Origin of the sequence: Devosia sp. MC521, assembly GCF_014127105.1 — a bacterium.
Taxonomy (GTDB): domain Bacteria; phylum Pseudomonadota; class Alphaproteobacteria; order Rhizobiales; family Devosiaceae; genus Devosia.
Genome location: NZ_CP059902.1, coordinates 807,350 through 832,119, shown reverse-complemented (window position 1 = coordinate 832,119; position 24,770 = coordinate 807,350). Strand labels below are relative to the sequence as shown.

22 protein-coding genes are annotated in these 24,770 nt (G+C 58.4%); 3 read left to right on the top strand and 19 right to left on the bottom strand.

Annotation, left to right across the window (positions count from 1 at the left end; genetic code table 11):
• The first annotated feature begins 183 nt into the window (after positions 1-183).
• Positions 184-1,716 carry a PAS domain-containing sensor histidine kinase gene (locus H4N61_RS03980; RefSeq protein ID WP_169194688.1) on the top strand — a complete coding sequence of 511 codons (1,533 nt, stop codon included), beginning with the start codon at positions 184-186 and terminating at the stop codon, positions 1,714-1,716.
• On the opposite strand, the gene H4N61_RS03975 is transcribed toward H4N61_RS03980, so the two are convergent.
• From H4N61_RS03975 to ccmI, 8 genes are all read right to left on the bottom strand, one after another.
• Positions 1,717-4,587, bottom strand: coding sequence for a bifunctional [glutamine synthetase] adenylyltransferase/[glutamine synthetase]-adenylyl-L-tyrosine phosphorylase (locus H4N61_RS03975; protein WP_182395058.1), 2,871 nt, complete (start codon positions 4,585-4,587; stop codon positions 1,717-1,719). It lies immediately after the preceding gene.
• An 89-nt stretch (positions 4,588-4,676) separates the two neighbouring features.
• Complete coding sequence (locus H4N61_RS03970; RefSeq protein ID WP_182395057.1) at positions 4,677-6,092, bottom strand: ATP-binding protein; 1,416 nt, start codon at positions 6,090-6,092, stop codon at positions 4,677-4,679.
• 4 nt (positions 6,093-6,096) lie between these two features.
• A complete protein-coding gene (locus tag H4N61_RS03965; protein ID WP_169194685.1) occupies positions 6,097-6,768 on the bottom strand; it encodes a response regulator transcription factor in 672 nt (223 codons plus the stop codon).
• Positions 6,769-6,826: 58 nt separating this feature from the next.
• Positions 6,827-8,362 (bottom strand): Do family serine endopeptidase, encoded by a 1,536-nt coding sequence (locus H4N61_RS03960; protein ID WP_182395056.1) that lies wholly within the window; start codon positions 8,360-8,362, stop codon positions 6,827-6,829.
• Positions 8,363-8,493: 131 nt separating this feature from the next.
• On the bottom strand, positions 8,494-8,949 hold the full coding sequence (locus H4N61_RS03955) for a cytochrome c-type biogenesis protein (protein ID WP_169194683.1): 456 nt from the start codon (positions 8,947-8,949) through the stop codon (positions 8,494-8,496).
• Positions 8,946-10,919, bottom strand: coding sequence for a heme lyase CcmF/NrfE family subunit (locus H4N61_RS03950; RefSeq protein ID WP_169194682.1), 1,974 nt, complete (start codon positions 10,917-10,919; stop codon positions 8,946-8,948). The genes H4N61_RS03955 and H4N61_RS03950 overlap by 4 nt, the downstream gene beginning before the upstream one ends.
• A complete protein-coding gene (gene ccmE, locus H4N61_RS03945) occupies positions 10,916-11,389 on the bottom strand; it encodes a cytochrome c maturation protein CcmE (protein ID WP_248305915.1) in 474 nt (157 codons plus the stop codon). Before ccmE ends, H4N61_RS03950 begins: the two co-directional genes overlap by 4 nt.
• Positions 11,386-12,462 (bottom strand): c-type cytochrome biogenesis protein CcmI, encoded by a 1,077-nt coding sequence (gene ccmI / locus H4N61_RS03940; RefSeq protein ID WP_169194681.1) that lies wholly within the window; start codon positions 12,460-12,462, stop codon positions 11,386-11,388. The genes ccmE and ccmI overlap by 4 nt, the downstream gene beginning before the upstream one ends.
• 137 nt (positions 12,463-12,599) lie before the next feature.
• Here ccmI and H4N61_RS03935 point away from each other — a divergent pair, with 137 nt between their 5' ends.
• Positions 12,600-13,673, top strand: coding sequence for a hypothetical protein (locus H4N61_RS03935; protein ID WP_182395054.1), 1,074 nt, complete (start codon positions 12,600-12,602; stop codon positions 13,671-13,673).
• On the top strand, positions 13,670-15,604 hold the full coding sequence (locus tag H4N61_RS03930; protein WP_182395053.1) for an FAD-dependent oxidoreductase: 1,935 nt from the start codon (positions 13,670-13,672) through the stop codon (positions 15,602-15,604). Before H4N61_RS03935 ends, H4N61_RS03930 begins: the two co-directional genes overlap by 4 nt.
• On the opposite strand, the gene H4N61_RS03925 is transcribed toward H4N61_RS03930, so the two are convergent.
• The 11 genes from H4N61_RS03925 to H4N61_RS03875 all read right to left on the bottom strand — a co-directional run bounded on the left by H4N61_RS03925 (position 15,601) and on the right by H4N61_RS03875 (position 24,716).
• Positions 15,601-16,815, bottom strand: a complete 1,215-nt coding sequence (locus tag H4N61_RS03925; protein ID WP_169194678.1) for a hypothetical protein — start codon at positions 16,813-16,815, stop codon at positions 15,601-15,603. The genes H4N61_RS03930 and H4N61_RS03925 overlap by 4 nt on opposite strands.
• An 85-nt stretch (positions 16,816-16,900) precedes the next feature.
• A complete protein-coding gene (locus H4N61_RS03920) occupies positions 16,901-17,386 on the bottom strand; it encodes an RT0821/Lpp0805 family surface protein (protein WP_182395051.1) in 486 nt (161 codons plus the stop codon).
• A 56-nt stretch (positions 17,387-17,442) separates the two neighbouring features.
• On the bottom strand, positions 17,443-18,822 hold the full coding sequence (locus H4N61_RS03915) for a HAMP domain-containing sensor histidine kinase (protein WP_169194676.1): 1,380 nt from the start codon (positions 18,820-18,822) through the stop codon (positions 17,443-17,445).
• A 9-nt stretch (positions 18,823-18,831) separates the two neighbouring features.
• Positions 18,832-19,500 carry a response regulator transcription factor gene (locus H4N61_RS03910; RefSeq protein WP_169194675.1) on the bottom strand — a complete coding sequence of 223 codons (669 nt, stop codon included), beginning with the start codon at positions 19,498-19,500 and terminating at the stop codon, positions 18,832-18,834.
• Between the two features lie 23 nt (positions 19,501-19,523).
• Positions 19,524-19,823 carry a hypothetical protein gene (locus H4N61_RS03905; protein WP_169194674.1) on the bottom strand — a complete coding sequence of 100 codons (300 nt, stop codon included), beginning with the start codon at positions 19,821-19,823 and terminating at the stop codon, positions 19,524-19,526.
• 145 nt (positions 19,824-19,968) lie between these two features.
• Positions 19,969-20,706: a glycoside hydrolase family 108 protein gene (locus H4N61_RS03900; RefSeq protein WP_182395050.1), complete on the bottom strand. Its 738-nt coding sequence runs from the start codon at positions 20,704-20,706 to the stop codon at positions 19,969-19,971.
• Positions 20,699-21,073: a hypothetical protein gene (locus H4N61_RS03895; RefSeq protein ID WP_169194672.1), complete on the bottom strand. Its 375-nt coding sequence runs from the start codon at positions 21,071-21,073 to the stop codon at positions 20,699-20,701. Before H4N61_RS03895 ends, H4N61_RS03900 begins: the two co-directional genes overlap by 8 nt.
• Before the next feature lie 70 nt (positions 21,074-21,143).
• Complete coding sequence (locus H4N61_RS03890) at positions 21,144-22,400, bottom strand: terminase family protein (RefSeq protein ID WP_248305914.1); 1,257 nt, start codon at positions 22,398-22,400, stop codon at positions 21,144-21,146.
• Entirely contained in the window at positions 22,378-22,782 is a 405-nt protein-coding gene (locus tag H4N61_RS03885; RefSeq protein ID WP_169194671.1) for a hypothetical protein, read from the bottom strand. The genes H4N61_RS03890 and H4N61_RS03885 overlap by 23 nt, the downstream gene beginning before the upstream one ends.
• 80 nt (positions 22,783-22,862) lie before the next feature.
• On the bottom strand, positions 22,863-23,360 hold the full coding sequence (locus H4N61_RS03880) for a DUF2165 domain-containing protein (RefSeq protein WP_169194670.1): 498 nt from the start codon (positions 23,358-23,360) through the stop codon (positions 22,863-22,865).
• 96 nt (positions 23,361-23,456) lie between these two features.
• Entirely contained in the window at positions 23,457-24,716 is a 1,260-nt protein-coding gene (locus tag H4N61_RS03875) for an Hsp70 family protein (RefSeq protein ID WP_182395049.1), read from the bottom strand.
• Positions 24,717-24,770 lie beyond the last annotated feature (54 nt).

The window sequence follows — 24,770 nt, the reverse complement described above, 5'->3', positions numbered from 1 at the left end:
CCGCGGGGCGATCTGTGGAGAACAATTTTTCTTCACCGCTAAGTGATTCAATCGACTCTCGTTTTTCCGCTGCCGCAAAAATTGCATTCAAACGAGGCTGGACAATCAAAGGGTACATGATTCATACCTTGTTAAGGGCTGACCTTGTTGGGGCTTAACCCGTTTCAGTAGATGGAGAATTTTATGCGGTCGTCGGAGGTATCCGGCGCCGGCGCGCTTGGATTCCGCGCTGGCCAACTCAAAGCGAAGGATAAGCGTACTGCCCGCTTTGGCAATCGCTCGGTTGCATTGACCGCTTTTGCTGCTGCAGCTCTTTTCATCGTCTATGACGCAAATACGCTCCTCACCAACGGTGCTGACGGCATTGATGCCATCGGCGCATTGGTTGCCGCTGAGCTTGCTGCTCCAGCGCCCGATGTTATCGCCAGCGTCGCCAATGCAAGCATGATGACAGCATCGCCGCCGCCCGATGCGCTGACCGCAACTCCGGACACCGCGGTGCTTACCGAGATTGTCGGACACGGCGCGATTGCGCTTGGCCTTGCCGGGCTTGCGAGCTTTTTCGCAACGCGCCGACGCCGCGACGAAGATGTTTCTGAGATCGAAGCGCCCGTGGGCAGCTACGAGAGCCTATGCTCGGCAATTCCAATGGGACTTGCCTGCTGGACTGGCACTGGCGAGATGATCGTTTGCAACGCCGAATATCGCGCCCACCTCGACCACACTTCGGGCCAGCTGCGCTACAAAGAGGCCGTCAACGCGTTGATTGATGGCGGGCATATGAACACCGTCAGTGACGATGACAACGGCCGCCTGCTGGAACTCTACCGAGGCGATGGTACCTGCTTGCTGATTGACGAACGTCCGCTCGACGATGGTGGGTTTATGACGCTTGTCAGCGACATTACCGAACGCAAGCGCACCGAAGCCATGTTGGAAACCATCCGACATGAGCAACGCCTGCTGGCGCGCAAGTATCACGAGGAAAAGCTCAAGGCGGAAGCGGCGAGCCGGGCGAAGACCAATTTCCTCGCCCATCTTAGCCACGACATTCGCACTCCGCTCAATCACATCATCGGTTTTGCCGATTTGATGCAGATGCAGATTTCCGGACCGCTCGGGGACGAGCGTTACGTCGAATATTCCCGCACCATCAAGAATTCCGGCGAGATCCTGCTGAACTCCTTCGCCGCTATTCTTGATCTGGCCGAGCTTGAGGGCGGGCAAAAGGCGCTGCGACATGATCCGGTGCTGCTCGACGAAGTTGTGCAGTCCGTTGTGGCGCGGTTCAAGCCGCAGACGCAGCGCGCGGGCATCCATTTTATCGTTGGCCCGCATACGGGCGCTGTTCTGCGCGGCGACCGTCTGGGTCTTACCCGTATGCTCGGCAATATCATGGACAATGCTGTTCGCTTCACCAAGACCGGTGGGCAGATCACATTGGCGACGTTTGCTGCCGACGATGGCGTTGTCATCGAGATCAGCGACACCGGCATTGGCATGAGCGAAGAGCGGCTTTCAACGCTCAGCCAGCCTTTTGCAATGGGCGACGCCACCTTCACCCGCACCAGCGGGCCAGGCTTGGGCATTTCAATCGCCCGCGCCATTGCCGAACTCTCTGGCGGCCATATCGCGATCGACTCGAGCCCATCGCTGGGTACGACCGTCGCGATCTCGCTGCCGCTCGACGCGGCAGCGGCACAACTCGCCGCTTAGCTAGAGCGCGTTAGCGCGCTCGTACCAAGCGGCGGCAGCGGCAGCGACTTCTCCTTGCATGTCAGCAATATCTGTCGCCAGCATGGCAAAGCTTGGGTAATGCACGAGCTGCGCCAAGAGGTCTTTAAACGCTGGCGACCACGCTTCCTCTTGAAAGGGCGACATGAGCGCAGAGCTCATCACCTGCAGGATCGTTGCATAGACCGACAAAATTTCAGCCAGACGTGCCCCCTCCGGGACAAGGCCAATCTCGCCGAGACGAGCGAGAACTCGACCTGTTTGTGCGCCCGGCAAGGCGATCTGGTTGAACGCGACAAGCTGGGCCGACTGCGCGATGAATTCGAGGTCCACCAGGCCGCCATTGGCGAGTTTCAGGTCGAAGGCGTGACGCGGCTTGCGCTCGCGGGCCATCAGCTCGCGCATGGTCACCACATCGTCGATGGTTTTTTGAACATCGCGCGGCCGCGCCATGATCTCATCCATTTCAGCGTGGAGACGCTTCTTGAGTTCGCCTGACGCGGAAACGACGCGCGCCCGGCTTAGCGCCAGATGTTCCCAAGTCCAAGCATTGTCCTTGTGATAAGCCTTAAAGCCCGCCAGCGACGAGGCAAGCGGCCCGGCATTGCCGGAAGGACGCAGGCGCATATCGGCTTCGTAAAGCACGCCTTCGCTTGTGGGCGCGGACACAGCCGAAACCAAGCGCTGGGTGAGGCGAGCAAAGTAATGGGATGCCGACAGGGGGCGCTCGCCATCACTCTCGATTTCTGGCGCGTCATAGAGCAGGAAGAAATCGAGATCTGATGCGTAGGTCATTTCGCGGCTGGCCATTTTGCCAAAGGCCAGGATGGCGACATCTGCCCCCGGAATGCGGCCATGGCGCACGGCGAACTCGTCCTGCACCTTTTCAAACAGGCGATGGAGGAGCGTTTCAGCAAGGGCCGTGAACTGCTCCCCTGCCCCTGCGGCGCTGACCGTGCCGGACAGGAGCCCAGCGGCAATGAGGAATTTCTGCTCCTGACCGATAATGCGGGCGCGGTCGATGAGCTCCTCATAGGAACGCGCGTCAGCCAGAAACGCGTCAACCTTGCCGACCAAAACGTCGCGATGGGTCACGTCATTGGCGAAAGCGGGATCGATCAATCCGTCCACGACATGGGCACGATGGATAACCGCTTCCGCCATGCGGGGCGCAGAGGCCATGAACTGAACCAGCAGTGTGCGCAATTGCTCGTGGTTACGCAGCAGGGCGAAGAGCTGCACACCGCCGGGTAGGCGCGACAGGAAGTTATCCATCCGCGCCAACGCTTCGTCGGCATTGCCCGCACGCCCGAGCGTGACAAGGAGAGAAGGAAGGAGCTCTGTGAGATGGGCGCGGGAGACGGACGAGCGCGTTGCAGCGTAGGACCCGTAATGCCACTTCCGGACGGTCTCGATGGCCTTGTGGGCGTCAGCAAAGCCCATATTGGTGAGCGTTTCGAGGGTGCCCGGATCATCGTCAGAGCCGGTGAAGACGAGATTGCCCTCGCCCGAACCCAAGGTTTCACCCTCGGTGAACAGCTCAGCATAATACCGGGCAACACGCTCTAGGGCAGCGCGATAGCTGGCTTCAAACGTCTTGAGATCGGGCTCGCCCATCAAGCGGCCGATGACAGCGACGTCCTCTGGTGTGTCCGGCATAATATGGGTCTGCTCGTCGCGCAGCATTTGCAGACGATTTTCGATCGCACGGAGATACCAATAGGTGTCGGTCAGCTCTTTGGCGGTGCGCGGACTGATCCAGTTCGCCTCAGCCAAAGCGGCCAGAGCATAGGAGGTCGGACGCACGCGTAGCGACTTGTCGCGACCACCAGCGATGAGCTGCTGAGTTTGAGCGAAAAACTCGATCTCGCGAATGCCGCCGCGGCCGAGCTTGACGTTATGGCCTTCGACACGAATGTCGCCGACCTTTTTGGAAACGTTGATCTGGCGCTTCATCGCCTGAATGTCGGCAATGGTGGCGAAGTCGAGGTGCTTGCGCCAAATATAGGGTGCGAGGTCTTTGATAAAGGCGTCGCCGACCTGTTTGTCGCCAGCGCAAGGCCGCGCTTTGATCCACGCGGCGCGCTCCCAATTCTGACCACGCACTTCGTAATAGGCCATGGCGGAATCGACCGAAAGCGCGACCGGGGTCGAGCCGGGGTCGGGTCGTAGGCGCAGGTCTGTGCGGAAGACATAGCCGCCCAACTGCTGATCTTGCATGATGCTGACCAGTTTTTGGACCATGCGGGAATAGAGTTTCGTCGCTTCGCTCGGATCGGCCAAAACGGCTTTGTGCGGATCAAAAAACGCAACGATATCAATGTCAGAGGAGTAATTGAGCTCGCGACCGCCATGCTTGCCCAGAGCGAAGAGAGCGAGACCGGAATTGGCGGCGCAGGCCTCGTCGAGGGGGATGGTCAGCCGCCCCTTTTCCGCTGCCTGTCGCATGAGAAAATCGAGACCGGCCTCAAGCGCCGCGTCAGCAAGGTCGGACAGCGCCTCGGTGGAGCGTGCCGTCGTCCAGAGTTTGCCCACCTCGGCAACAGCGGCGAGCAGAGCGGTTTGCCCCTTGGCGCGCCGCAGCGAAACCATCAGCTCGTTCTCGTCAGAGGTTTGGCCGGCAGTTGCCACATCTGCCAGCAAGGCGGCGAAACTGGCGTCAGCGTCTCCCGACAAAGCGGTCGCCAACCACGACGCGTTTTTCCGCGCTAGATCGAGAAGATAGGGCGCTTGCTCGAGCAAGGGGCCAATAGCCACGGCATTGGCGGAAAAAACAGAGGCGTCACCATGCTCCAGCTCCGCAAGAAATGCATCGAACTGTGGGTGAGCGACGGCAGGAAGAGGAGAGAGCATATTTGACATGCTTAAGGCATAGCGCGCCGAAAAATGGCCGACAAGTCACACTGATAGCGCCAAGCGGCGAATTGTTTTGCCGCAGACGGTTAGCTGTTTGTCGGCAGCTCCAGAACGGCCCTTACGCCGGGCACATTGTCTTCAATGCTAAACCGGCCGTTATGCAATCGGGCGACCGCATTAACGAGCGCAAGGCCAAGACCAGAGCCGGGTTCAGACCGGCTAGTTTCGAGCCGCACGAAACGCTCAAGAACGCGCTCGCGGTCCTGCTCGGGAATACCAGAGCCATTGTCGCCCACGGCAATGCGGACAAAACCATTCTGGCGGGCCAGAGACACGTCAATACGCCCATTACTGCCATCTTCCGGCTTGGCATATTTGACGGCATTTTCGAGAAGATTGACCATCACCTGCCCGATCAATTCGCGGCTGGCATTGATGGTAATGCCGGGCTCAATATTGGCCACGACCTCAATGCCGCTGTCCTCGGCGACGGGGGCATAAAGTTCGGTCATATCTTCGACGATGGCAGAGATATCGGTCTCGACGAGAGTGCCGGATGGCGCGCCGGCCTCGGCGCGGGCGATCATCAATAGCGCATTGAAGGTGCGGATGAGGCGATCGCTTTCCGCGATGACCGTCTCCAGTGCCTGTTCGCGCGTCTCTTCGCTGGCGTTGTCGCGCAGCGCCGCCTCGGCCTGACTGCGAAGGCGGGTCAGCGGCGTTTTGAGATCATGGGCGACATTGTCTGTGACCTCTTTGAGGCCCTGCAGCAATTGCTCGATACGATCCATCATGGCGTTGAGGTTTGTCGCCAGACCGTCAAACTCATCATTGCGGCTCGTGACCGGCACGCGCTCCGACAAATTGCCGGACATGATTTTGGTGGAGGTGTCGCGGATCGTATCGATGCGTCGCAGCACGCGCCGCGCGGTCAGACCGCCAGCGATGATCGAGAACAAAATAATGCCGACCACGCCAACAAAGAAGCTCTGCAGGATGATGGCGGAAAAGCCGCGCTGCTGCCCAACATCTCGGCCCACCACAAGGCGCAGGCCACTCTGCAGCGTAATAGAACGCGCAATCGCTACGCCCGTGAACTTGGGCCGTTGCGGCGAACCATTCATCTCATCGAGCGGGTTTTCACGTTCATAATCAAAATTATAGACTCCGGGCTCCTGCAAAACCTCAGGCGGCATTTCGGTGACATTGCCCAGCATGTACTGGCCATTCACATCACCAAGGAAATAGAGCCCCGGTCCCGGTCGAGCGGAGATTTGGTTGACGGCCAGCGCCAAGGTCCGCAACCCGTCAGACGCTTCAATCTGGAGCAACTGCCGGATTTCACTGTCAATCTGTTTGGCTTGTTCGCGCTGGATTTGGAGCGCCGACTGCCACGAGATGAAGCCAATGAGCAGAATGGCGAAAACGCCGAAGATGGCAATGAAAGTTGCCGTCAGACGAACTGTGGATGTGCGCCAAACCTGAGCGAAATTGCGCAGCAATGCTCTAGTCCCGGATCATATAGCCAGCACCGCGCACGGTATGTAGCAGCGGGGACGCATGGCCCTTGTCGATCTTTGAGCGCAGCCGGGACATATGGACGTCGATGACATTGGTCTGGGGATCAAAGTGATAGTCCCAGACGTTCTCGAGCAACATCGTGCGGGTCACAACCTTGCCCGCATGCTTCATGAGATATTCGAGGAGGCGGAACTCACGGGGCTGAAGAAGGATGGTTTCGCCATCGCGCTCGACTTTTCGCGATAGACGATCAAGCGACAACCCACCCACAGAATAGCTGGTGGCAGCTTCGGAGGGGCTGGAGCGGCGCGCCAGCACTTCGACACGCGCAAGCAACTCGGTGAAGGCATAAGGCTTGGTCAGGTAATCGTCGCCCCCTGCCCTCAGGCCGGTGACGCGGTCGTCGACTTCGCCAAGGGCGGAAAGAATAAGAACGGGGGTCTGATCGCCTTCGGCACGCAGGCTTTCAATGATGGACAGACCATCGCGGCGCGGCAGCATACGATCAACAATCAGGACGTCGTAGTCCATGCCCGAGGCCATCGCATAGCCGGTTTCGCCATCGGCAGCATGGTGGGTGACATGCCCTGCTTCATCCAAGCCTTGGATGAGATAGCTGGCCGCCTCGCGGTCATCTTCGATCAGCAGGATTTTCATGCCCAGTACCCCATCGGACAGAAGAAGCCCCGGAGCGTACTCCGGGGCTCAGGATCAATTATTCGGCGAGCGGCAGGCCGATGAAACGGGTCGCGCCATTACGGTCGACCATGATCAGAGCCGTATTCAAGCCCTTGCCTTTAACACCTTCAATGGCCTTGTCGAAGTCCGCAGCGCTGGCAACGCTTTGGTTGTCGACCTGGAGAATGATGTCGCCTGTTGCCAGACCGCGTTCGGCAGCTTGCGAGCCGTCTTCAACGCTCTGCACCAGCATACCGCCCGAACCGTCGCCGTTTGGCACCAGAGCCATGCCGAGGGTCTTGGTGACTTCTGGCTCAATCACTTCCGGCGCTGGCGCTTCTTCGTCGGTCGTCGCATTCGCGACTTCTTCAGTCAAAGTGCCCAGCTTAACTGAAAGCTTGGTCTCAGCGCCATCGCGCCACAGTGTCAGCTCCACGGTAGAGTCTGGAGCGTGGCTGGCAATGGTACGGCTCAGATCGAGGGCATCATCGATCTTTTCGTCATCGACCATGAGGACAATGTCACCAGCTTTGATACCGGCTGCCGCAGCAGGACCGTCAGCGCTTGGCTTGGAAATGATCGCACCGGTCGCGGTCGAGAGACCTACGCCCTCAGCGATGTCCTTGGTGACGTCCTGGATCGCAACGCCGAGATAGCCGCGCGTGACCGAGCCAGTATCAATCAGCTGATTGACGATCTGCTTAACGGTGCTTGCCGGGATGGCAAATGCGATACCGACGTTGCCGCCGTTTGGCGAATAGATGGCAGTGTTCACGCCAACCACTTCACCATTGACGTTGAACGCAGGACCACCCGAGTTACCGGTGTTCACGGCAGCGTCAATCTGCAGGAAATCGCCATAGCTCGAACCGCCGATGTCACGACCCTTGCCCGAGATAACACCAACAGTCACGGTGCCACCGAGGCCAAAAGGATTGCCGACGGCAACGACCCAATCACCAACACGGCTTGCCGTGTCTTCAAAGGTCACGAACGGCAGGTCTTCGCCTTCGATCTTGAGAACAGCCAGGTCAGTGCGTTCGTCAGTACCGACAACGGTTGCTACCTTTTCGGTGCCGTCTTCGGTGATAACGGTGACCTTGGTCGCGTCGCTCACAACGTGATTGTTGGTGACGACATAGCCGTCAGCGGAGATGATGAAGCCAGAGCCGGCAGCCATGAACTGGCGTGGGCGCGGCGCCCGGTCTGGTGCTTGGCCGCCACGTGGGCCACCGAATTGATCAAAGAAATCACGGAAGGGGTGATTTTCTGGCAAGTCAGGGAAATTGAACTCGAAGTTGAAGTCGCGGCCACGGCGCTCAACTTGGCGGCCAGGCGCTTCGGCTTCAACGAGAATGGAAACAACCGCAGGTTGGACGGCTTCAACCAGATCAGCAAAACCTTGCTGAACGTTAGCCTGAGGGACCACGATCTGAGCGGCATTCTGATACTGCGCGTTAGCCGCAGAGCCAGTCAAAACGTAAGCGCCAGTAACGCCACTCACACCAGCAATGATCGCTAGTGCGGATGCGCCGAGCCAGCGACGGGTGCGCGAAAGAACAGTCGAACGCATGAGAATGTATCTCCTAGGGTTAAGCTCAAACTCGCTTATGGGGATACATATGGAACGGCACGCCTTTCTTTGAAGTTGCGTGCACATTAAGCTTTAGCAATGTTGGCGGCGCGAATGTGGCGGGAAGCGTCCTACTTCCCGTTACGGAGTTCGTCGAGGGCAGCCTGCTCCTCTGCGGTCAGCTCGGTGATGCTGGTGCCAGAATGTTTACGGCGGGCAAACATTAAGCTGATCAAGCCGACGATTAAGAGCGCTGGCGCAGCGATCCACAACAGGATCGTATTGATGTTCAAACGCGGGTTGAGCAGCACAAATTCGCCGTAGCGATCGACCAAAAATTGTTCGACCTGTTCGTTGCTATCGCCTGCGACAAGGCGCTCGCGCACCAAAACCCGCAAGGATCGCGCCAGATCCGCGTCACTGTCGTCGATAGATTGGTTCTGACAGACCATGCAACGCAGACCCGCGGAAATATCGCGGGCCCTTTGTTCGAGAACAGGATCAGGCAAAATCTCGTCCGGACGCACGGCATAGGCCGTGTTGGTCAGCGACAGGAGAATAGTGACGAGTAAGATGAACCGCTTCATGCTGCGGCCTCCGCGACAGGCTTCTTCGCTGTCTGAGGCGCGCCAACGCGCAAACGACGATCAGTCAACGAGAGGAAGCCAGCGAAGGACATGACCAAACATCCGATCCAGATCAGAAGGATGTAAGGCTTGTGCCAAACGCGAATGACATGGGTATCATCCAGCGGCTCGCCGAGCTGCACATAGAGCTGGGAGAAACCATAGGAGTTGATCGCAGCCTCGGTGGTTGGCGAGCCCTGACCGACGTAATACCGGCGCTCAGCAGCAAGCTTTGAAACGTCACCGCTTGTGGAGGTCACCGTGAAGAAGCCAGTATCGGCCATGTAGTTTGGCCCCGGCACTTCGGCAAATTGATCGAAGGTAATCGTGTAGCCAGCAAGCTGAGCCTGCTCGCCCGGATTAAGCGTCGTCACCAACTCGCTTTCCCAAGCGGTAACACTGACAATCCCGAGAACGGTGATGCCCAAGCCCAAGTGGCCAATGGCGGTCGACCAAATGCTGCGCGGCAGCCCAGCCAGACGGCGTAGGCTATCCGAGAAACGGATGCGGCCAAGTTTGCTGCGCTCGATGAGTTCAGCAACGGACCCGAAAACGACCCAGAAGCCCAAGAGCAAGCCAATCGGCACCAGCGAAATCGAAACACCACCCAGCGCTGAGAGGAGAATGGTCAGGAATAGGGCCAAGCCACCGAGAGCGGCCAAACGCTGCGCCACGGCCACGATATCCGCACGCTTCCACGCCAACAAAGGACCGAAAGGCAGCAGGATAAGCAGCGGAACCATCAGAGCGCCGAAGCTGACGTTAAAGAACGGCGCACCAACGGAGATCGTCGTGCCGACCAAAGCGTCGAGCAGCATTGGGTAGAGTGTACCGACCAGGATTGCGCCGGTCGCGGTCGCGAGGAAGAGATTGTTGAGGATCAACGCTCCTTCGCGGCTGATGGGGTGGAACAGGCCACCCTGACGCAACGCTGGCGCGCGCACTGCGAACAAGACAAATGCCGCGCCAATAAGCACCGCCAGAATGGCAAGGATGACCATGCCGCGGGTCGGGTCGGACGCGAAGGTATGAACCGAGGTTAGAATACCGGAGCGGACGAGGAATGTACCGAGGAGCGACAGCGAGAAGGTGATGATGGACAGAAGAATTGTCCATATCTTGAGCGCGTTACGCTTCTCCATAACCAGCGCCGAGTGCAGCAATGCTGTACCCGAGAGCCATGGCATAAAGCTTGTGTTTTCAACCGGGTCCCAGAACCACCAGCCACCCCAACCCAACTCGTAATAGGCCCAGTATGAGCCCATGGCGATGCCGAGGGTCAGGAAGGTCCAGCTCAGCATGGTCCACGGACGCACCCAGCGCGCCCAAGCCTGGTCAATACGACCCGAAATCAGGGCCGCGATGGCGAAGCTGAAGCAGATCGAAAAGCCCACATAGCCCAGATACAGCAGCGGCGGGTGAATAGCCAAACCGATGTCTTGCAGCACAGGGTTGAGCCCTGCCCCTTCGAGAGGAGCCGGGTTCAGGCGCTCAAATGGGTTTGAGGTGAAAATCGTAAAACCGGCGAAGGCAGCGGTCATCAGGCTCTGGGAGCCGAGCACCAAGTTCTTCAAATCGCTCGGTAAATTGCGGCCAAACGCGGCGATCATCGCACCAAAGAGCACAAGGATCAGGACCCAGAGAACCATGGAGCCTTCGTGATTGCCCCAAACGCCAGAGATTTTGTAAATCAGCGGTTTGAGGGAATGCGAGTTGTTCGCCGCGAGCGCCAGACTAAAGTCCGACTCCATGAACGCCTGAACGATTGTGGCAAATGCTACAGCGACCAGCACCAGCTGGAAAATCGCCGCTTGGCTCAGAACGGCGGCGAGGCGATCGCCGCGTCGCCACAGGGTCAGGCCACCAACGGCACTAACGCAGGCCAGAGCAAAGGCAAGAATAAGCGCGAAGTGACCTAATTCGATGTTCATTCGGCCGCCTCTGGGTACCACTCGCCCTTTTCTTTGAGGGCTTCAACGACTTCACGCGGAACATAATTCTCATCATGCTTGGCGAGGACGTTGGTCGCAAGGAAGCTGCCGTCCGGCTGGATGCTGCCTTCTGCGACAACACCCTGACCATCGCGGAAGAGGTCGGGCAGAATGCCAACGAACTTAGCCGTGATCTGATCGGCACCATCTTCGATAATAAAAATATTGTCCTGACCGGAGCGAACCCAGCTCTTGTCCTGCACCATTCCGCCAAGGCGGATTGGCTGGCCAACAGCCACTTCCTTGGTTGAGATGTCAGCAGGCGTATAGAAGAACACGATCTGGTCGCGCAGCGCGGTCAAAACCAAAGTGGTCGCCAAAGCCAAGACAACAGCCAGGCCAGCAATAACAGCAATACGCTTCTGCTTACGGGTCATGCCCTTGCGACGGGCGGGAGCCTGCATGGTCATCGCGTGCCTCCATTCAATTTAAGACCGGCGCCGAGCGCCAGAGAGTCAAGTTCACCGCGATCAAAGGTCAGCGGATAGGCAACAACGGCAGCATCAAAAGCGCGCTGCGCATTATCCAAATCGTCTAGCACAATGTAGGACTGAACCAGTTGTTGCCATTCTTCGATCGTGCCGCCGGACGCATAGAGGCGTTCAGACAGGCCACCGACCATTGCGGCGATCATTTCATTTTGCTGCTCGAGCGTATTATCGACGCCGTCATTCTGCGCGACGACTAGGCCCTGACGAGCGGCGGCGAGCCACGGCTCCGTGCCTTCAGCCAAAGCAATCGCGGCGCTCCACAAGCGCTCAGCTTCGCGGTAATCTTCAACACGCATCGCTTCAGCCGCCAGATAAAGACGCGAGCGCGCATGTGTTGGATCTTCAGCGGCCTTTTGCAGAGCAGCAATTGCGTCTTCCGCGCCTGCTCCCGTCGGTTCAGACAAGCGCGCTTCGGCGAAGGCGGTCAGGAGCTCAGGCGTTTCGCCGCTCAGATCCATCAGCGTACGGAAAGCATTGGCGGCATCATCAAACCGACCCAACTGCATATACGCAGGGCCAATGACGGCCCAACCGCGCACATCGTCCGGTGTTTGCTTCAGGCGTTCTTCGATGCTCGCGATTGCAGCATCGAGATCGATCGACTGCGCAGCAACGTCCTGCCGCTCAGCAAGTGGGTTTGCTGGCAAGTCGGGACTACCCAGGAAGCCATAGATACCAAATGCGATCGCAGCAACCGCAACAGAGCCGGCGATAACTGGTGCACGACCCAGTTCGACACTCGACTTAGGGCGAGCATCTTTGCGTGCCCTGAGCATTTCCCGAGCCAGTTCGCCCTTCGCTGCGCGCGCCTGCTCTTCGTCGAGCTTGCCGCTCGCGAGGTCAGCATCAATGCCCTCTAGCAATGCGCGGAATTGATCCGTCTGCTCTGGCATTTGCGCTGTTGATGAATTGACCATTCTCCCAGCGCCCGCATAGACTAAAGCAACGCAGGCTGCGGCTGTAATGGCGATGGCAATAAACCAGAAAATCATGGGGCCTAAACGCTCGTCTGCCACGGTCGGCAATGGGTTTGCATGTATAGTCCGAATATGGCGAAATGCCACCCGTTGCCTGCTCAAAAATGGGGACGCTTTGCCACAGGATGGTCAGGCCATGGCAGCAATCCAAAATGACCAGTAAGCTTTATGACTTTGCCATCATTGGAAATAGTCCAGCGACTAAGCTCCTCGCGGCGCTCCTGACCCGTGATCACAAACGACGTTGTGTTTTACTCGGTGATAATCAGGTGCGCTTCAGGCTGCCACAGTTCAGCTGCAGCTCGTTTGCCCCACTGACGCGGCCCGAGCATTGGAGCCTGCTCGAACAGACCATTCTAGAAACACTCAAACTCTTGGGTCGAATAGGCGCAAAAGCCGCTATTCGACGCGGCAACGCCTTGTGTTTAGCTCAAAACCAATTGTCCCGAGAGACCCTCTCTCACATCCGCACAATGGTGGCCATACACGGCCACACAGCGCAGGTGACCGGCCCTCACCTATTGCCGAGCGATAGCATCGGTTTTTCGTTCGCTGACCAAGTCCACCTCGATCTCATTGGGGTTGAGCCTCATTTGAACCGCTGGCTGGATGACCTCGGCGTTCTTCGTGCGACAAGCCAGGGCCTAAAACTGCTCAAGGACGGGTCTTCGACATTAAGCATCGGAGACGAAACACTCGCGTTTCGGCAGACAATTTTCTTGGATGACCAAGCGTTAGTCGATCACCTACCTCTGCCTCAGTGGCCGCGCGTTGTCCGTCGACAAATCTATTCTAGCCTTCTCATTGCACCCAATCGGCCACTGGTAGCGCCCATGGTCTTTGACATCGACAGCGGGTCGTCCCTCGTGAGCCTGTCCGGGGGCGGTGTGAACCTGATCGCTGTCGGCGATACTACCCTCGCCTATGCTGATGCTGAGCGGCTGCTAGAGACCATTGGCGGCGGTGAAATCGTCGGGCAACGCCACTTCACGCGGCTCCTCACGACAGACGGCCTGCCGGCATTTGGGCGCGTGGGGATCGGTTCGGGCGCAGACGTTGTGTTGTCGGCGGAACCATATGCGAGCTTTTTGGTGCCCGCACTGGCGCGTTGGATCGGGGGCGTCCCAACGGAGACTGAAGCTGCATATTTTGCGGAACGCTTGGTCACACGCTCAAACAAATCGCTGTCAGAAGCTGTTCCGACACGCATAGCGAGCTCGTCATGAACCGAACTCCCGCCCGGCTCCCCGCCGACAGCGCAAGCGGCTTTTCAGGTCAGTGGATTGATCGGTCACGACCCGTAAGTTTCCGGCTCAACGGACGCATGTACTCGGGCTACGCTGGCGACACTGTTTACTCAGCGCTCGCCGCGTCGGGCATTATCAGCTTGGGTCTCCATTCTCGCTTTCCTATCGGTCTTGCAGCGCGATCGTTGCCTCACATTTATCCTGTCGAGGCGCTCAGCGATGTGGCCGCAGCATTTCCCATGGCGCGCACGCCGATCACGCCTGGAGCCAATTATGTCACGGCTCCCAAGCCCCCTATTGGCGGCCTCAGGAAACTTTTTCAAGGAGGACATACGCTCGGCCTCGCGCTCGATGGCGTTCGCCAAATTCAGCCGTGGCGCAACGCGACTGCGGCAGAGCACCTAGGCGCTGATGTGGTGATTGTCGGAGGCGGTGTTGCGGGGATGGCCGCAGCTCTAGCAGCGTCGCGCCGGAACTTGTCCGTTATTTTGATTGAGGCGGATCAAGCTCTAAGAGGACATTCCGGGCTGTTCGGCGCTCAAGAGGGCGAAGACTGCGCTGAAGCCGCCATGCTGCGTCTCAGCCAGACTGTCACCACCAACCACAATATTCGGGTCCTGCTCAACAGCCAGGCAATTGCTATCCGGCAAGGCATGGTGCGGGTGCATAGCATTGAGACGCATGGGGATGGTGTCACCAGCACACTACTCGACATCGCGGCCCCGCACTTGGTCATTGCCACAGGCTCCGTCGAGCGGCTCCCGCTCTTTTCAGGCAACCGCTTACCCGGCGTCATTGGCTCACTGGAAGCTTATGAGCTCGCGACCCGCTTCGGCATATGGCCGGGTCGCTCAGCGCTGTTTGCGACCAGCACAAACACGTCCTACCGCCTTGCCGTGAAGGCAAGAGAAGCGGGCATTGCCGTCAATCGAGTTTTAGATACTCGCCCCAATCCGGCTTCACGCTATATCGAGTTCAGCCGTGCTTACGGCTTGGTTCAGGTGCCGTCGAGTTACGTCGAACATGCGCGCTTCACCGGCTCAACTTTGCATGTGCACTTTGATAGTGCGAACCAAGAACCCGTCACGACGTCACGATTGATCGTCAATGGTGGGTGGCAGGCCAATCTGGACCTTTGGCATATGGCGGGAGGGAAGAGCCATTGGAACAGCAAAAATCACTGCCTTGAGGTTATCGGTGCGCTAGAGGGCATTGCCCTCGCCGGAAGCGTCGCCGGATATCAAACGCGGACCGCCTGTATCCAGAGCGGGGCTGATGCGATTGATCTTCTCTTCGGAAGCCCCAGAAAGCAAATTGAAGAGGTCTTGATAGACCCGCTCTATGAAACACCCGATGCGCCACTGGCCATCGCACGAACGGAAGCGTCCGTGCCAAGCTATTTGGATGCCAGCACGTCCTATCTCGCTCGACCACAATCGGTCCAGAATGCAGCCGACCCGCTGCCCGCAATATCCGAAATGGCCGTAGCGCTGTCCCTCAACGATATTACGGCAGCGACTTGTCTTGGCTGGATACCAGTCACCATGGCCAGCACGGTCGCGGCGGAACGCACTCCATCGCCGCCCTTAGGCCTGAAGACGGACCTCGAACCGACAGTACACGTGGCACCAAAAACGGATGTACCGACCTTTCTGTCGGGGCGTTACGGGGAGCAAACGAAGGTGGTAAAACTCTTCATCGCCGATCAGCGGATGGTTTCGAGCGGATCGTTGATCTTCCGTAACTCAGACAGCCGGGAGGCGGACAAAGCGATTGGCGTGGTGCTGCGGCACAATCCTGAAGGACCAATTGCGCTTTTAACGGCGGAGGCGTTCCAAGCGGCGCTCCCCGTTTCTATTCGAGATCAGGGCAGCACGATCGCTGCCCGGATCGAAAGCATTACCGATTAGCCACGACGCTCGGCAGCAGCGCGAGCACGGCGCAGGGTTTCGGCATATTCAGCGTTGAAACGAATTTCCGCCATCTGGATTGCCGCATCCAGTCGAGCGCCGTTCACAGTATCACTTGGATTCTGGCGAGCGGCGTCGAGGCAACGCTGAATGTGAATTTCTAATGCCTGCGCAGATTGGGTCCACGCTTGGTCATAGACCGCATTGAGCGCCAGTGACTCGCGGCTATCGCGCACGGCAGCCAGCAGATACATGCCGCTAATTGCGCTCAAAATCTTGTCGTTGTCCAAACGGTCAACGCCCTCGCGGGGCTTGCGCAGCGCCTGATTGAGATCTGGCACAACTTCCTTGAGGCGAGGCTCAACCCGATCAGAGACAGATTTGGTTAGTGCCGCCAGAACCTTCGTGGCCGAGCTACCGCGGGTGAACTCAATATTGCCGGTCAGCGCACGTACCAAGCGATGGTAGCGATCCAGCCCACGACAAACCATATCGACGTCCGCAAAGGGACCGCTCATCCGCAGATACTGAAGCTGGTTCTGCGCATGCGCCAAGAAGGCTTCCACAACCGGATTAAACCCATAGCGCGCTACAGCGTCATCCGTGTTCTTGCCACAGATCTTGAGCATGGCCGTAATCATGCGCGAGGGGTTCGACACATGTCCCAGTGCTGCCTGGAACATCAGGGCCGCCAGATGGGCATCCTTGAGAGGCATGGATTGAATGGCAGTCGCCATTGCAGCGTCGTCGTTGATCGCGTTGATCGCCTTCCCGAACGCCTGCGCCTTTGGCAAAAGCGAGCGCGCGCGCAGCGCCGACATGACGACTTCGATTTCTTCGCGTGCTTTGTCGCGACCGTATTGCGCGCGGAAACGATGGAGGCGCTCGATATCGCCATCAACCTCGTCAAGCGCTGCGCGCATACGTTGGAGAATTTCGGGAATTGCGGGGGCTAGGTCACCAGACCGTAAAGTACCCTTTTCGACCGCGGCAGCTGAAACAATGTCACTGGACAGGTCACGCAGGACCCAAGTCCAAGCTGCGTCGGCAGCATCGCGACTAATCGAACCTGAGAATGAGTAGAGCACCGGCTCTTCAACAAGGATCGGATCAATAAGCCCGCAAAAAGGCTTCGAGCGGGCAGATGCGCGGCTAGAGGAACGGCTCGGCACAGACGCTGGTACGTCAGTTTTTGGGGCGGTCTGGCTCATTGACACTTCAGGTTTGGGGTAGTCCTAACCCCAAACCTAAATGGCGATGGTAAATAAACTTTTTCTTTCTTGACCCAAATATGGATCAAGCTGCGCTCTGGACCACGTTCCAGTTGCCAGTACCCTCGCGGCAGGCCGTGCCTTTTTTCACATATTCAGCGCCATTGATCTTCACGGTATGCGTGAAATCGCGGCAATCGAGATTGTTGACACGTACGTAAGGGCCAACGGCTACCGAGCCAGTTGTGCCACGATCACCAGCCCACTGACGCGGTGCGCCTGGACGGCCAAACTGCAGCGCATAGAATTGTGCGCTATTGGCTTCACTCGAATCCTTGGCGGTCATCAGGCTGACTGCTGCCGGGTCAACGAAGCCGTTGGCGATGGAGGTTGTCAGGCGTGCTGTCTGCACGACCTGTGCGGCAGCAGGCACCATCGGCTGCATCACGACCGGCGCCTGTGCGACCGGCGCTTGATAAATCTGCTGGGGCGCATTGCCAGTGCTCGAACAGCCCGCAAGGGCCAAGGCCAACAGCGGAGCGGCAATTAAAGCGGTGCGATTCATATTCAAACTAGCCCTCACGGTCAATCTGTCGGTACTTGTTGGCCTATTGCGGCGAAAGTGCGTCACCCGGCATTTTGCCGTGTCACACTTCCTAGACGCGCGGAGGGCAGCCGGAGTTCCACCAAGAGCCCGCCTAATGTTGATCGCTTCAAGTCCAAGCTGCCACCATACACGTCGACAAGCTCTTTGACGATATCCAGCCCGAGACCACTCCCGGGAGTCTTTTCGTCTAAACGCACGCCACGACGCAAAACTTTCTCTGCCTCCTCGGCAGACAATCCTGGACCGTTGTCATCAATGGTCAGGAGCAACTGAATTGTCCGGTCTTTTCGCTCGGTGAGAAATTTCACCTGCACTTCGCCGTTCGACCACTTGCAAGCGTTGTCGATGAGGTTGCCCGCCATCTCCTCAAAGTCCTGCTCGTCGCCGCGGAACCAGGGGAGTTTGGGGTCAATGGGATCGAGCGTCACCGTCGTGTCACGATGAATCTTATCCATCACGCGACACAGCCGCTCCAAAGCCAACTTCGCATCGGACTTTTTGCCAACGACGGAGGTGCGCGCGGCCAGGCGTGCGCGATCGAGATAGGTCGAGACCATCGTGCCCATCTTCTCGAGTTCAGCGGTCACAACTTGCGCCAGGGGACTTTTGTCGCTCCCGGCCTCATTGCGCAGCACGGCAATGGGCGTTTTTAGTCCATGGGCAAGATTGCCCACTTGGCTGCGCGCCCGCTCAATAATCTGCGTATTCGACCGGAGCAGCGCGTTGACCTCTTCTGCCAAAGGCGCAATCTCAACCGGATAGGTCCCTGAAATTTCTGGACTATCCCCCTCGCGCACAGCCTCCACCGCATCGCTCAGTCGAGAGATTGGTCGCAGGGCAAAACGCGCGATCACCGCACTCATAATCGCCAGCATGGCCCCGACCGCCCCTAGCACGATAAACGCTTGGTAGCGGAAGATTCCCACCTGTTCGAGAATCTGAGTCAGATTGCCTGAGACCGCAATAAAGTACCGCTCTTGATTGAGGTAGACGGCGCGCTCAATCACCCTCAGCTTGGTGCCAAAGGCATCTTCCACCACGGCGCTGCGGCGTCCCATGATGTCGAGCGGGTTTGAAAGTTCCGGCAAGTCGATACCGACAACGGAGTCCGAGAGGTTGACCAGTTCCCCCAGATCATTCCGGATAATCCAATACCAGCCAGACCGTGGTCGGCCGAAACGCGGATCGGCGAGCGCAATGCCAAGGTCACTTGGATCACCGGCTTCGAGGAGAGCTGCTGTAAGACCTTCGACGTTGAAGTCGACCTGCTCTGCAAGTGTACGGTCTTGTGAGCGCGAATAGAGTTCGCCCAGCAGAAAGCCTGTGGCGACGAGCGCCACCACGAGCCAGATAGCCGAGAAAATGAACAGCGAGGCCGCTATGGAGCCTTTACGCAGCACGAGCCGACCTCACGCGGCGCCATCGCCGACGATCTTATAACCCAACCCGCGCACGGTCTGAATGCAATCTTCCGGCAGCTTCTTGCGCAACCGGCCAACGAACACTTCGATAGTGTTGCTGTCGCGATCAAAGTCTTGATCATAAAGGTGTTCGGTCAGTTCAGTGCGCGAGATGACCTTGTCCTTATGGTGCATCAAATAGCTCAGAACACGCAGCTCATGGCTGGTGAGTTTGATGGCGCTACCATCAACTGTAACCTTGCCCGATTTCACATCCAGGCGTACCGGACCGCAGGAAATTTCATTGCTCGCGTGACCCGCCGCGCGCCGCACGAGGGCGCGCACGCGCGCCAGCACTTCTTCCATGTGGAAGGGTTTGGCGACGTAGTCGTCAGCGCCCGCATCAATGCCTTGAACCTTGTCGCTCCAGCGGTCCCGCGCCGTGAGCAACAACACCGGCATTACCCTGCCGGCGCGACGCCATGCTTCGAGCACCGAAAGCCCGTCCATTTGCGGCAGACCAATGTCGAGGATCACAGCATCATAAGGTTCGGTGTCACCGAGAAAGTGCCCCTCTTCGCCGTCAAACGCGACATCCACCGCGTAGCCAGCTTCCAGCAAGGATTCTTTGAGTTGGCGGTTGAGATTGACGTCGTCTTCGACAACCAGAATGCGCATCCATTGACCCCGATAGAAATGACTTACTGCGCGCTCAATACCAAATTTTTGGCCTGACCGTCTGAGGTGAGAACAGCGATCACATAGACCATGCGCCCACCTTCATCACACACCTGCACATTCAAAATGTCCGCGCTCGCGTCGACGCCACCCGAAGCCAAGACGGCATCGAGAGACTTGATCTGCCCCGAGGAGACCGCCTCTTGGATCTGGCGCTTATCGAGGCAGCTCTGGGCCACAGCATCCTCTGTCGTCCCAAATGTGACGAACAGAGCCATAACGAGGGCCGCGGCGACAGCGAAAATGTTCAGGTTCGGTTTCATGAAACCATCAATACAAGCAGTTTGCTGAATGGGACCTGAATGAGGCAATCAAACGAAACAAACTGTATGGGCATAAGGAAAAAGCGCGCCACCCTTCACGGGCGACGCGACAAGTATCATTCAGCGCGGATGCAATGACAAGGCGCTAGCTCTGTGCCAACACCCCCTTCACGCTTTTGCGTAGGAACACAAAGGCCAAAGCCACGATGATCAAATTCCCCACTGACGCTTGGTCAAAGGCGGGCAGATCAATGCCCAAAAGCTGCGCCAGTCCCACCAGCAACATGATCGTAGACACAATATAGGTTTTGTAGCCGTCCAACATTGGAAGTCCCTCCAGTTGCGTTGACGTCTGATTTTCGCCCGCCATGCCAAGAGCGGCCGTGCGGACCAAACTCACCCGGCGCGTCCACCCTTTTCCGAAAGTGACAAACGTTCCGAGTTTTCCGAGAAAGCCCATGCGCTGATCACACAAGGCATTGATGAGCAGCCTTGGCCGGGCACGCGCCAAAGCGCCCAGCGTCACCGGGCCAATCATGCCGTCAGCCGGAACAGCGAGGCAGACCTGCAGCGCCTTGATTGCGCGGCTCGGACCGGAATCGACCGCATAGTCAAACACGGCCAGATCAACACCGGCGGGCATTTCGCCAGCACGACAGACGCGCCAATAGTTCGCCTCATAAATCGCCGCGGCCTCAGCGCGTGTCAGCGCCCGCACCGCCGCTTTTGGCAGTTGCGTGAACGGCACCACGCCCCGCCAATGCGCGAGCGCTTTTCGCGTTATGCCCATGTTGGTCGCGCCGCCCCGATCGAGCGGATGATCAACATAGCCTCCCTCGTGGGCCAGAACATGCGCCAGGCAGCGCTCAAAGCCTTCACTCATCGAACACTGCCTCCGCCTTGTGCCCGGCGCCAAGCAGCGGGCTCACCGGTTCGACACGCCAAGTAAAACTGCTGGCGAGGACCCCAAAATCAGCGATCTGCTGTGCCTCTGAATAGACAGCTGAGGCTGTGCTCACCGCAAAGCGACGCACCTCAATGCCACTCGACACCACGCTCAGCTCATAGGCTTCCGGGATGTATTCCAGCGGCGGGTTCGCCCCGCTCCATCCATCCCCAACCGCACGACTGCGTCGTTTCCAAGTGAAGATGATGTCGTCATTGGGCTTTCGCTCTGCCACGAGATGTCCGGGTGCCAAAGGCAAAACCGGCGCAGGGTCTGGCACAATGCTCAAGGCGACTTCTGTCATCAGAGGTCAGAGGCGCCGACACCACAGTTCATCGCCCCTCACCCGACTTCGGGGGAGGTCGGGTTGGGGCTCAAAGTCCCCGCAACCGCGGCCGCGCATCATTAAGAAGCAGCTCCGTAATCCCCCAGACGAGCGCATCCACCCGATCCGGCGAATGCCCATCGGCCTTGCCATCCGGCCCAAAGGCGCAGAGCTCATCTTCAAGCGCCACCAGCCCCTCAACATGAAACACCAATCCACGCCCATAAAGCGCCGCCACCGGCTCCGCTCGTAGCCACTTGCCTCGGCTCGCCCGCACAGCCTTCATCGGCACTGACGGATCAACCTGCTCGATCATCGTCCGCACCAGATCGCCGCCCTGGTTCACCTCCACCACGAGACAATCCGCCTGATGCGCGTGATAGGCCGCCACCGCCCGCCGCGCCCAAGCCAAAGGCGGCGAGGGTTTGAGCGTTGCGTCTTCCAGCACCACAGCGTGCTCGCCGACGCGCCCAACAACGATAATCCCGCAAGCGTCTGACTTGGCCGTCCCCGTCACCGGCGGATCCACTGCCACCACCACGCGGCCTAAACTCTCGGCCACACCGCGCTTAAACATTGCCCTCTGCCATAGCGCATTAGGCAAGTCCTCGATCATTTCCCCGTCGAGTTCCTGCCGCCCCAGCACGCTCCCCTCGTAGCGCGCCACCACCGCATCGAGAAAACTCGGCGCCAGATTTCGCGCATTGTCCGAGGTCCGCATTCTCACAGTCTTTGTGTGCTCGTCCGCCAAAAGTCTTTTAATCAGCCACGTCGGTCGGGGCGTTGTTGTCGCCAACTGCCGTGGACGATCCCCCAATCGCAGGCCAAACTGCAACATGTCCCAAGCCTCCTCGGCATTGGGCCATTTGCCAATCTCATCGCACCATGCGGCTGCAAATTGCGGCCCGCGAAACCGCTCCGGGTCCGAACCCGTCATAATCGCGGCCTCCCCCCCATTGGGCCAGATCAGCCGCGACTTTCCGCGTAAAACAGGACGTTCCTCATCCGGATGCACCGCCAGCAAGCCGCTCTCGCCGCGCACCATGATGTCCACCGCCTCGGTCATGGTTTCGCCGACCAGCGCAATGGGCCCGATGCCGCGTCGAGCCAGCCGCCGCACCCATTCCGACCCGGCTCTGGTTTTGCCCGAACCACGACCGCCGAGCAGCAACCACGTCGTCCAGTCTCCCGGCGGCGGCTTTTGCGCGCGTCTGGCCCATTTGGGCCAGCAGAAATACATTTTATAGGCCTGCTCATCGGTGAGGCCGTCGACCCGTCGCGCGTTATTTTCGCTCGGACTGGTCAAGACGCTTGATCAGTTTATTGCGAATATCCGTCATATCGCGACGACTGGGCGGCTCCACATTGCGCTCGCTCGCGCCCATCTTCAGCACGGCATCGAGCGTCTTCACCTCAGCGGCGAGCAGTTTGGATTTCTGGTCGATTGGCATATCCGTCGCTTTCTCCAATGCACTGATCTGGTTTCCCAAAAGGCGCATAATTCGAGCGATCAAGAGCGCTGCCGTTGGCGTGTCTTTTCGCGAGGTGGTCCAGAGTTGGTTCTCGCGTTTGTAGCGCAGCTGTTTGAGCGAAATTCCGTGGCGCTGGCAGATCACGCGCGGTGAGAACGAATGGCTCTCATATTCCGCGCGAACGATGTCCCAGTTCGGCGTTGCGTTCCGAAACATCCCCTCGCCCCAGACCCACTTTCTTAATCATGCCTGAAAGCTACCATCTCTGCGTGACGCGAGGATAAGAGGGATAAGTTTTAGTCGATCTCGCCGTCCGGCAGCGCCACATAGATCAGCACGCTCATGATGAGGATGAATACGCGAAAGGCCGATTCCAGCCCGTTCCACGTTTCGGACATCCACATGCCAAACCACTCGCCGCCAATGGACATGAAGCCCACCTGCCAGACGAGAAATCCGAATGTTAGCCCAGCGATGGCCCAGGATTTTTGGCGGTTAAAACTTCCTGCGCTTGCGTTGCGTGCCCTATAGAGCCTTGCTGCGCCGACCCAACAAGCGACGGCAGTCGCCAGTTCAGCAGCAATAATAAGGATATAGGCGATGTGGTGCGCAATCTCATTGTCGATGGCGCGATAGGTGGTCCCTGCGTCAGGAAACACCGTATCCATCGCCAACACATGCTGCACGAACGCGAAGTTTGAGCCATAGTCGGTGATATTGCCGAAGGCCACGAGGCTCGCATAAAGCGCCACCGCAGCAACAGTGATCACCTTGCTGATCCTGAGCACAAGCATTCCCGCCTCCATTATTCCGTGCGGGTTATCTGACCCGAGTTCTATTCGCCCGACTTGGTAGACGACTCGTCCCGCCGAAGCGATCTCGCGTTTATGTCAGGCCCCAAATATGCGCTTGGCTTCCAGCGACAGCCCAAGCCCAACACTCCCCAACACGTCGGTACGGATCACCTCAGCCTCGGGGAAACGGGCCTGCAATCGGTTCGCTACCGCCGGAACCAGCGTCGAACCGCCGGTCAAGATCAAGCTGTCAATGTCAGACGCCTTCACCCCGGCCTGCGCCAGTGTTGCGCCAATGGTGGTTTCGAGCTTGCCAATCGAGTCATCAAGCGCCTCGGCCAGCTGCTCGACGCTAATATCGGTGCGGATGCGGCTACCGTTTACGTCGAAGTCGAACGCCGACACGGGCTTATCCGAAAGCTCAATTTTGGAGCCTTCCACCGCGCCAATCAGCCGATGTCCGAGACGCTCCTCAACGAGCGTTATCATCGTCTCGACCCGCTCCGCTTCCACAGCTTCCCGCATAGTCGAGCGCAGGTCCCGAATAGCCTGTGCATCATAGAGCCGGTTGATGCGGTGCCAGGTCGAGAGGTCATAATAGGGCGCAACCGGAAGGTGACGCTTCCCGTCCTTGGTCATGCTCCCCAGGCCGAGCTCGGGCATTACCCGGCTCATCGCCAACAGGCGGTCAAAATCCGTCCCCCCGATATGAACGCCGCCCGTGCCCAGAATATCGTCGGAACGGTCAGCCTTGTCGGCATTGCCCGGCGCAACCTTCACCAGCGAAAAGTCCGAGGTACCGCCACCCAAGTCGATGATCAGCGCCAGACGCTCGCCATTGACGTGACGCTCGTAATCCAGAGCGGCCGCGATCGGCTCAAACTGGAAAGCGATATCCTTAAACCCCTGCGCGCGTACGGCGGCTTCCAACTGGTCTTGCGCCTGCCGATCCGCTGCCGGATCATCATCCACAAACTGCACCGGACGGCCGAGCACAACCTGTGTCAGCTCATCGCCCAGATGCGCCTCAGCGCGCTTTTTCAACTCAGCGACATAGGTGCCGATGATATCGCCATAGCCATAGCGCTTGGCTTTAATGCGGGTCGTGTCGTTAAAAAGGCTCGTGCCCAAAACGCTCTTGATTGAGCGCATCAAACGCCCTTCGGCGCCGGTCACATATTCCGCCACGGCATCACGGCCAAAGTGGATTTGGTTGTCTTCAAAGCTAAAGAACAGAACGCTCGGAATGGTCGCGCTTCCATTTTCCAGCGGCACCAGATGGGGCTGGTCGTCAGCGCCAATCCGTCCAAGCGTAGAGTTGGACGTGCCAAAGTCGAGGCCGCAGGAAAGTGTCATAGTCAAGCTGTCCGGAGAAAGCGCGCTTCAGCGCGTTTAGAGGACGGCTCTCAT

What these genes read in the sequence shown, in the direction of transcription:
- H4N61_RS03955 (WP_169194683.1), bottom strand. Translation starts at nt 8,949, where the DNA reads ATGAAGCGGTTCATCTTACTCGTCACTATTCTCCTGTCGCTGACCAAC.
- H4N61_RS03960 (WP_182395056.1), bottom strand. Translation starts at nt 8,362, where the DNA reads ATGCGTTCGACTGTTCTTTCGCGCACCCGTCGCTGGCTCGGCGCATCC.
- H4N61_RS03905 (WP_169194674.1), bottom strand. Translation starts at nt 19,823, where the DNA reads ATGAAACCGAACCTGAACATTTTCGCTGTCGCCGCGGCCCTCGTTATG.
- H4N61_RS03880 (WP_169194670.1), bottom strand. Translation starts at nt 23,360, where the DNA reads ATGCTTGTGCTCAGGATCAGCAAGGTGATCACTGTTGCTGCGGTGGCG.
- H4N61_RS03930 (WP_182395053.1), top strand. Translation starts at nt 13,670, where the DNA reads ATGAACCGAACTCCCGCCCGGCTCCCCGCCGACAGCGCAAGCGGCTTT.
- H4N61_RS03980 (WP_169194688.1), top strand. Translation starts at nt 184, where the DNA reads ATGCGGTCGTCGGAGGTATCCGGCGCCGGCGCGCTTGGATTCCGCGCT.
- H4N61_RS03965 (WP_169194685.1), bottom strand. Translation starts at nt 6,768, where the DNA reads ATGAAAATCCTGCTGATCGAAGATGACCGCGAGGCGGCCAGCTATCTC.
- H4N61_RS03900 (WP_182395050.1), bottom strand. Translation starts at nt 20,706, where the DNA reads ATGAGTGAAGGCTTTGAGCGCTGCCTGGCGCATGTTCTGGCCCACGAG.
- H4N61_RS03885 (WP_169194671.1), bottom strand. Translation starts at nt 22,782, where the DNA reads ATGTTTCGGAACGCAACGCCGAACTGGGACATCGTTCGCGCGGAATAT.
- H4N61_RS03975 (WP_182395058.1), bottom strand. Translation starts at nt 4,587, where the DNA reads ATGCTCTCTCCTCTTCCTGCCGTCGCTCACCCACAGTTCGATGCATTT.
- H4N61_RS03950 (WP_169194682.1), bottom strand. Translation starts at nt 10,919, where the DNA reads ATGAACATCGAATTAGGTCACTTCGCGCTTATTCTTGCCTTTGCTCTG.
- H4N61_RS03935 (WP_182395054.1), top strand. Translation starts at nt 12,600, where the DNA reads ATGACCAGTAAGCTTTATGACTTTGCCATCATTGGAAATAGTCCAGCG.
- H4N61_RS03910 (WP_169194675.1), bottom strand. Translation starts at nt 19,500, where the DNA reads ATGCGCATTCTGGTTGTCGAAGACGACGTCAATCTCAACCGCCAACTC.
- H4N61_RS03925 (WP_169194678.1), bottom strand. Translation starts at nt 16,815, where the DNA reads ATGAGCCAGACCGCCCCAAAAACTGACGTACCAGCGTCTGTGCCGAGC.
- ccmI (WP_169194681.1), bottom strand. Translation starts at nt 12,462, where the DNA reads ATGATTTTCTGGTTTATTGCCATCGCCATTACAGCCGCAGCCTGCGTT.
- ccmE (WP_248305915.1), bottom strand. Translation starts at nt 11,389, where the DNA reads ATGACCATGCAGGCTCCCGCCCGTCGCAAGGGCATGACCCGTAAGCAG.
- H4N61_RS03895 (WP_169194672.1), bottom strand. Translation starts at nt 21,073, where the DNA reads ATGACAGAAGTCGCCTTGAGCATTGTGCCAGACCCTGCGCCGGTTTTG.
- H4N61_RS03875 (WP_182395049.1), bottom strand. Translation starts at nt 24,716, where the DNA reads ATGACACTTTCCTGCGGCCTCGACTTTGGCACGTCCAACTCTACGCTT.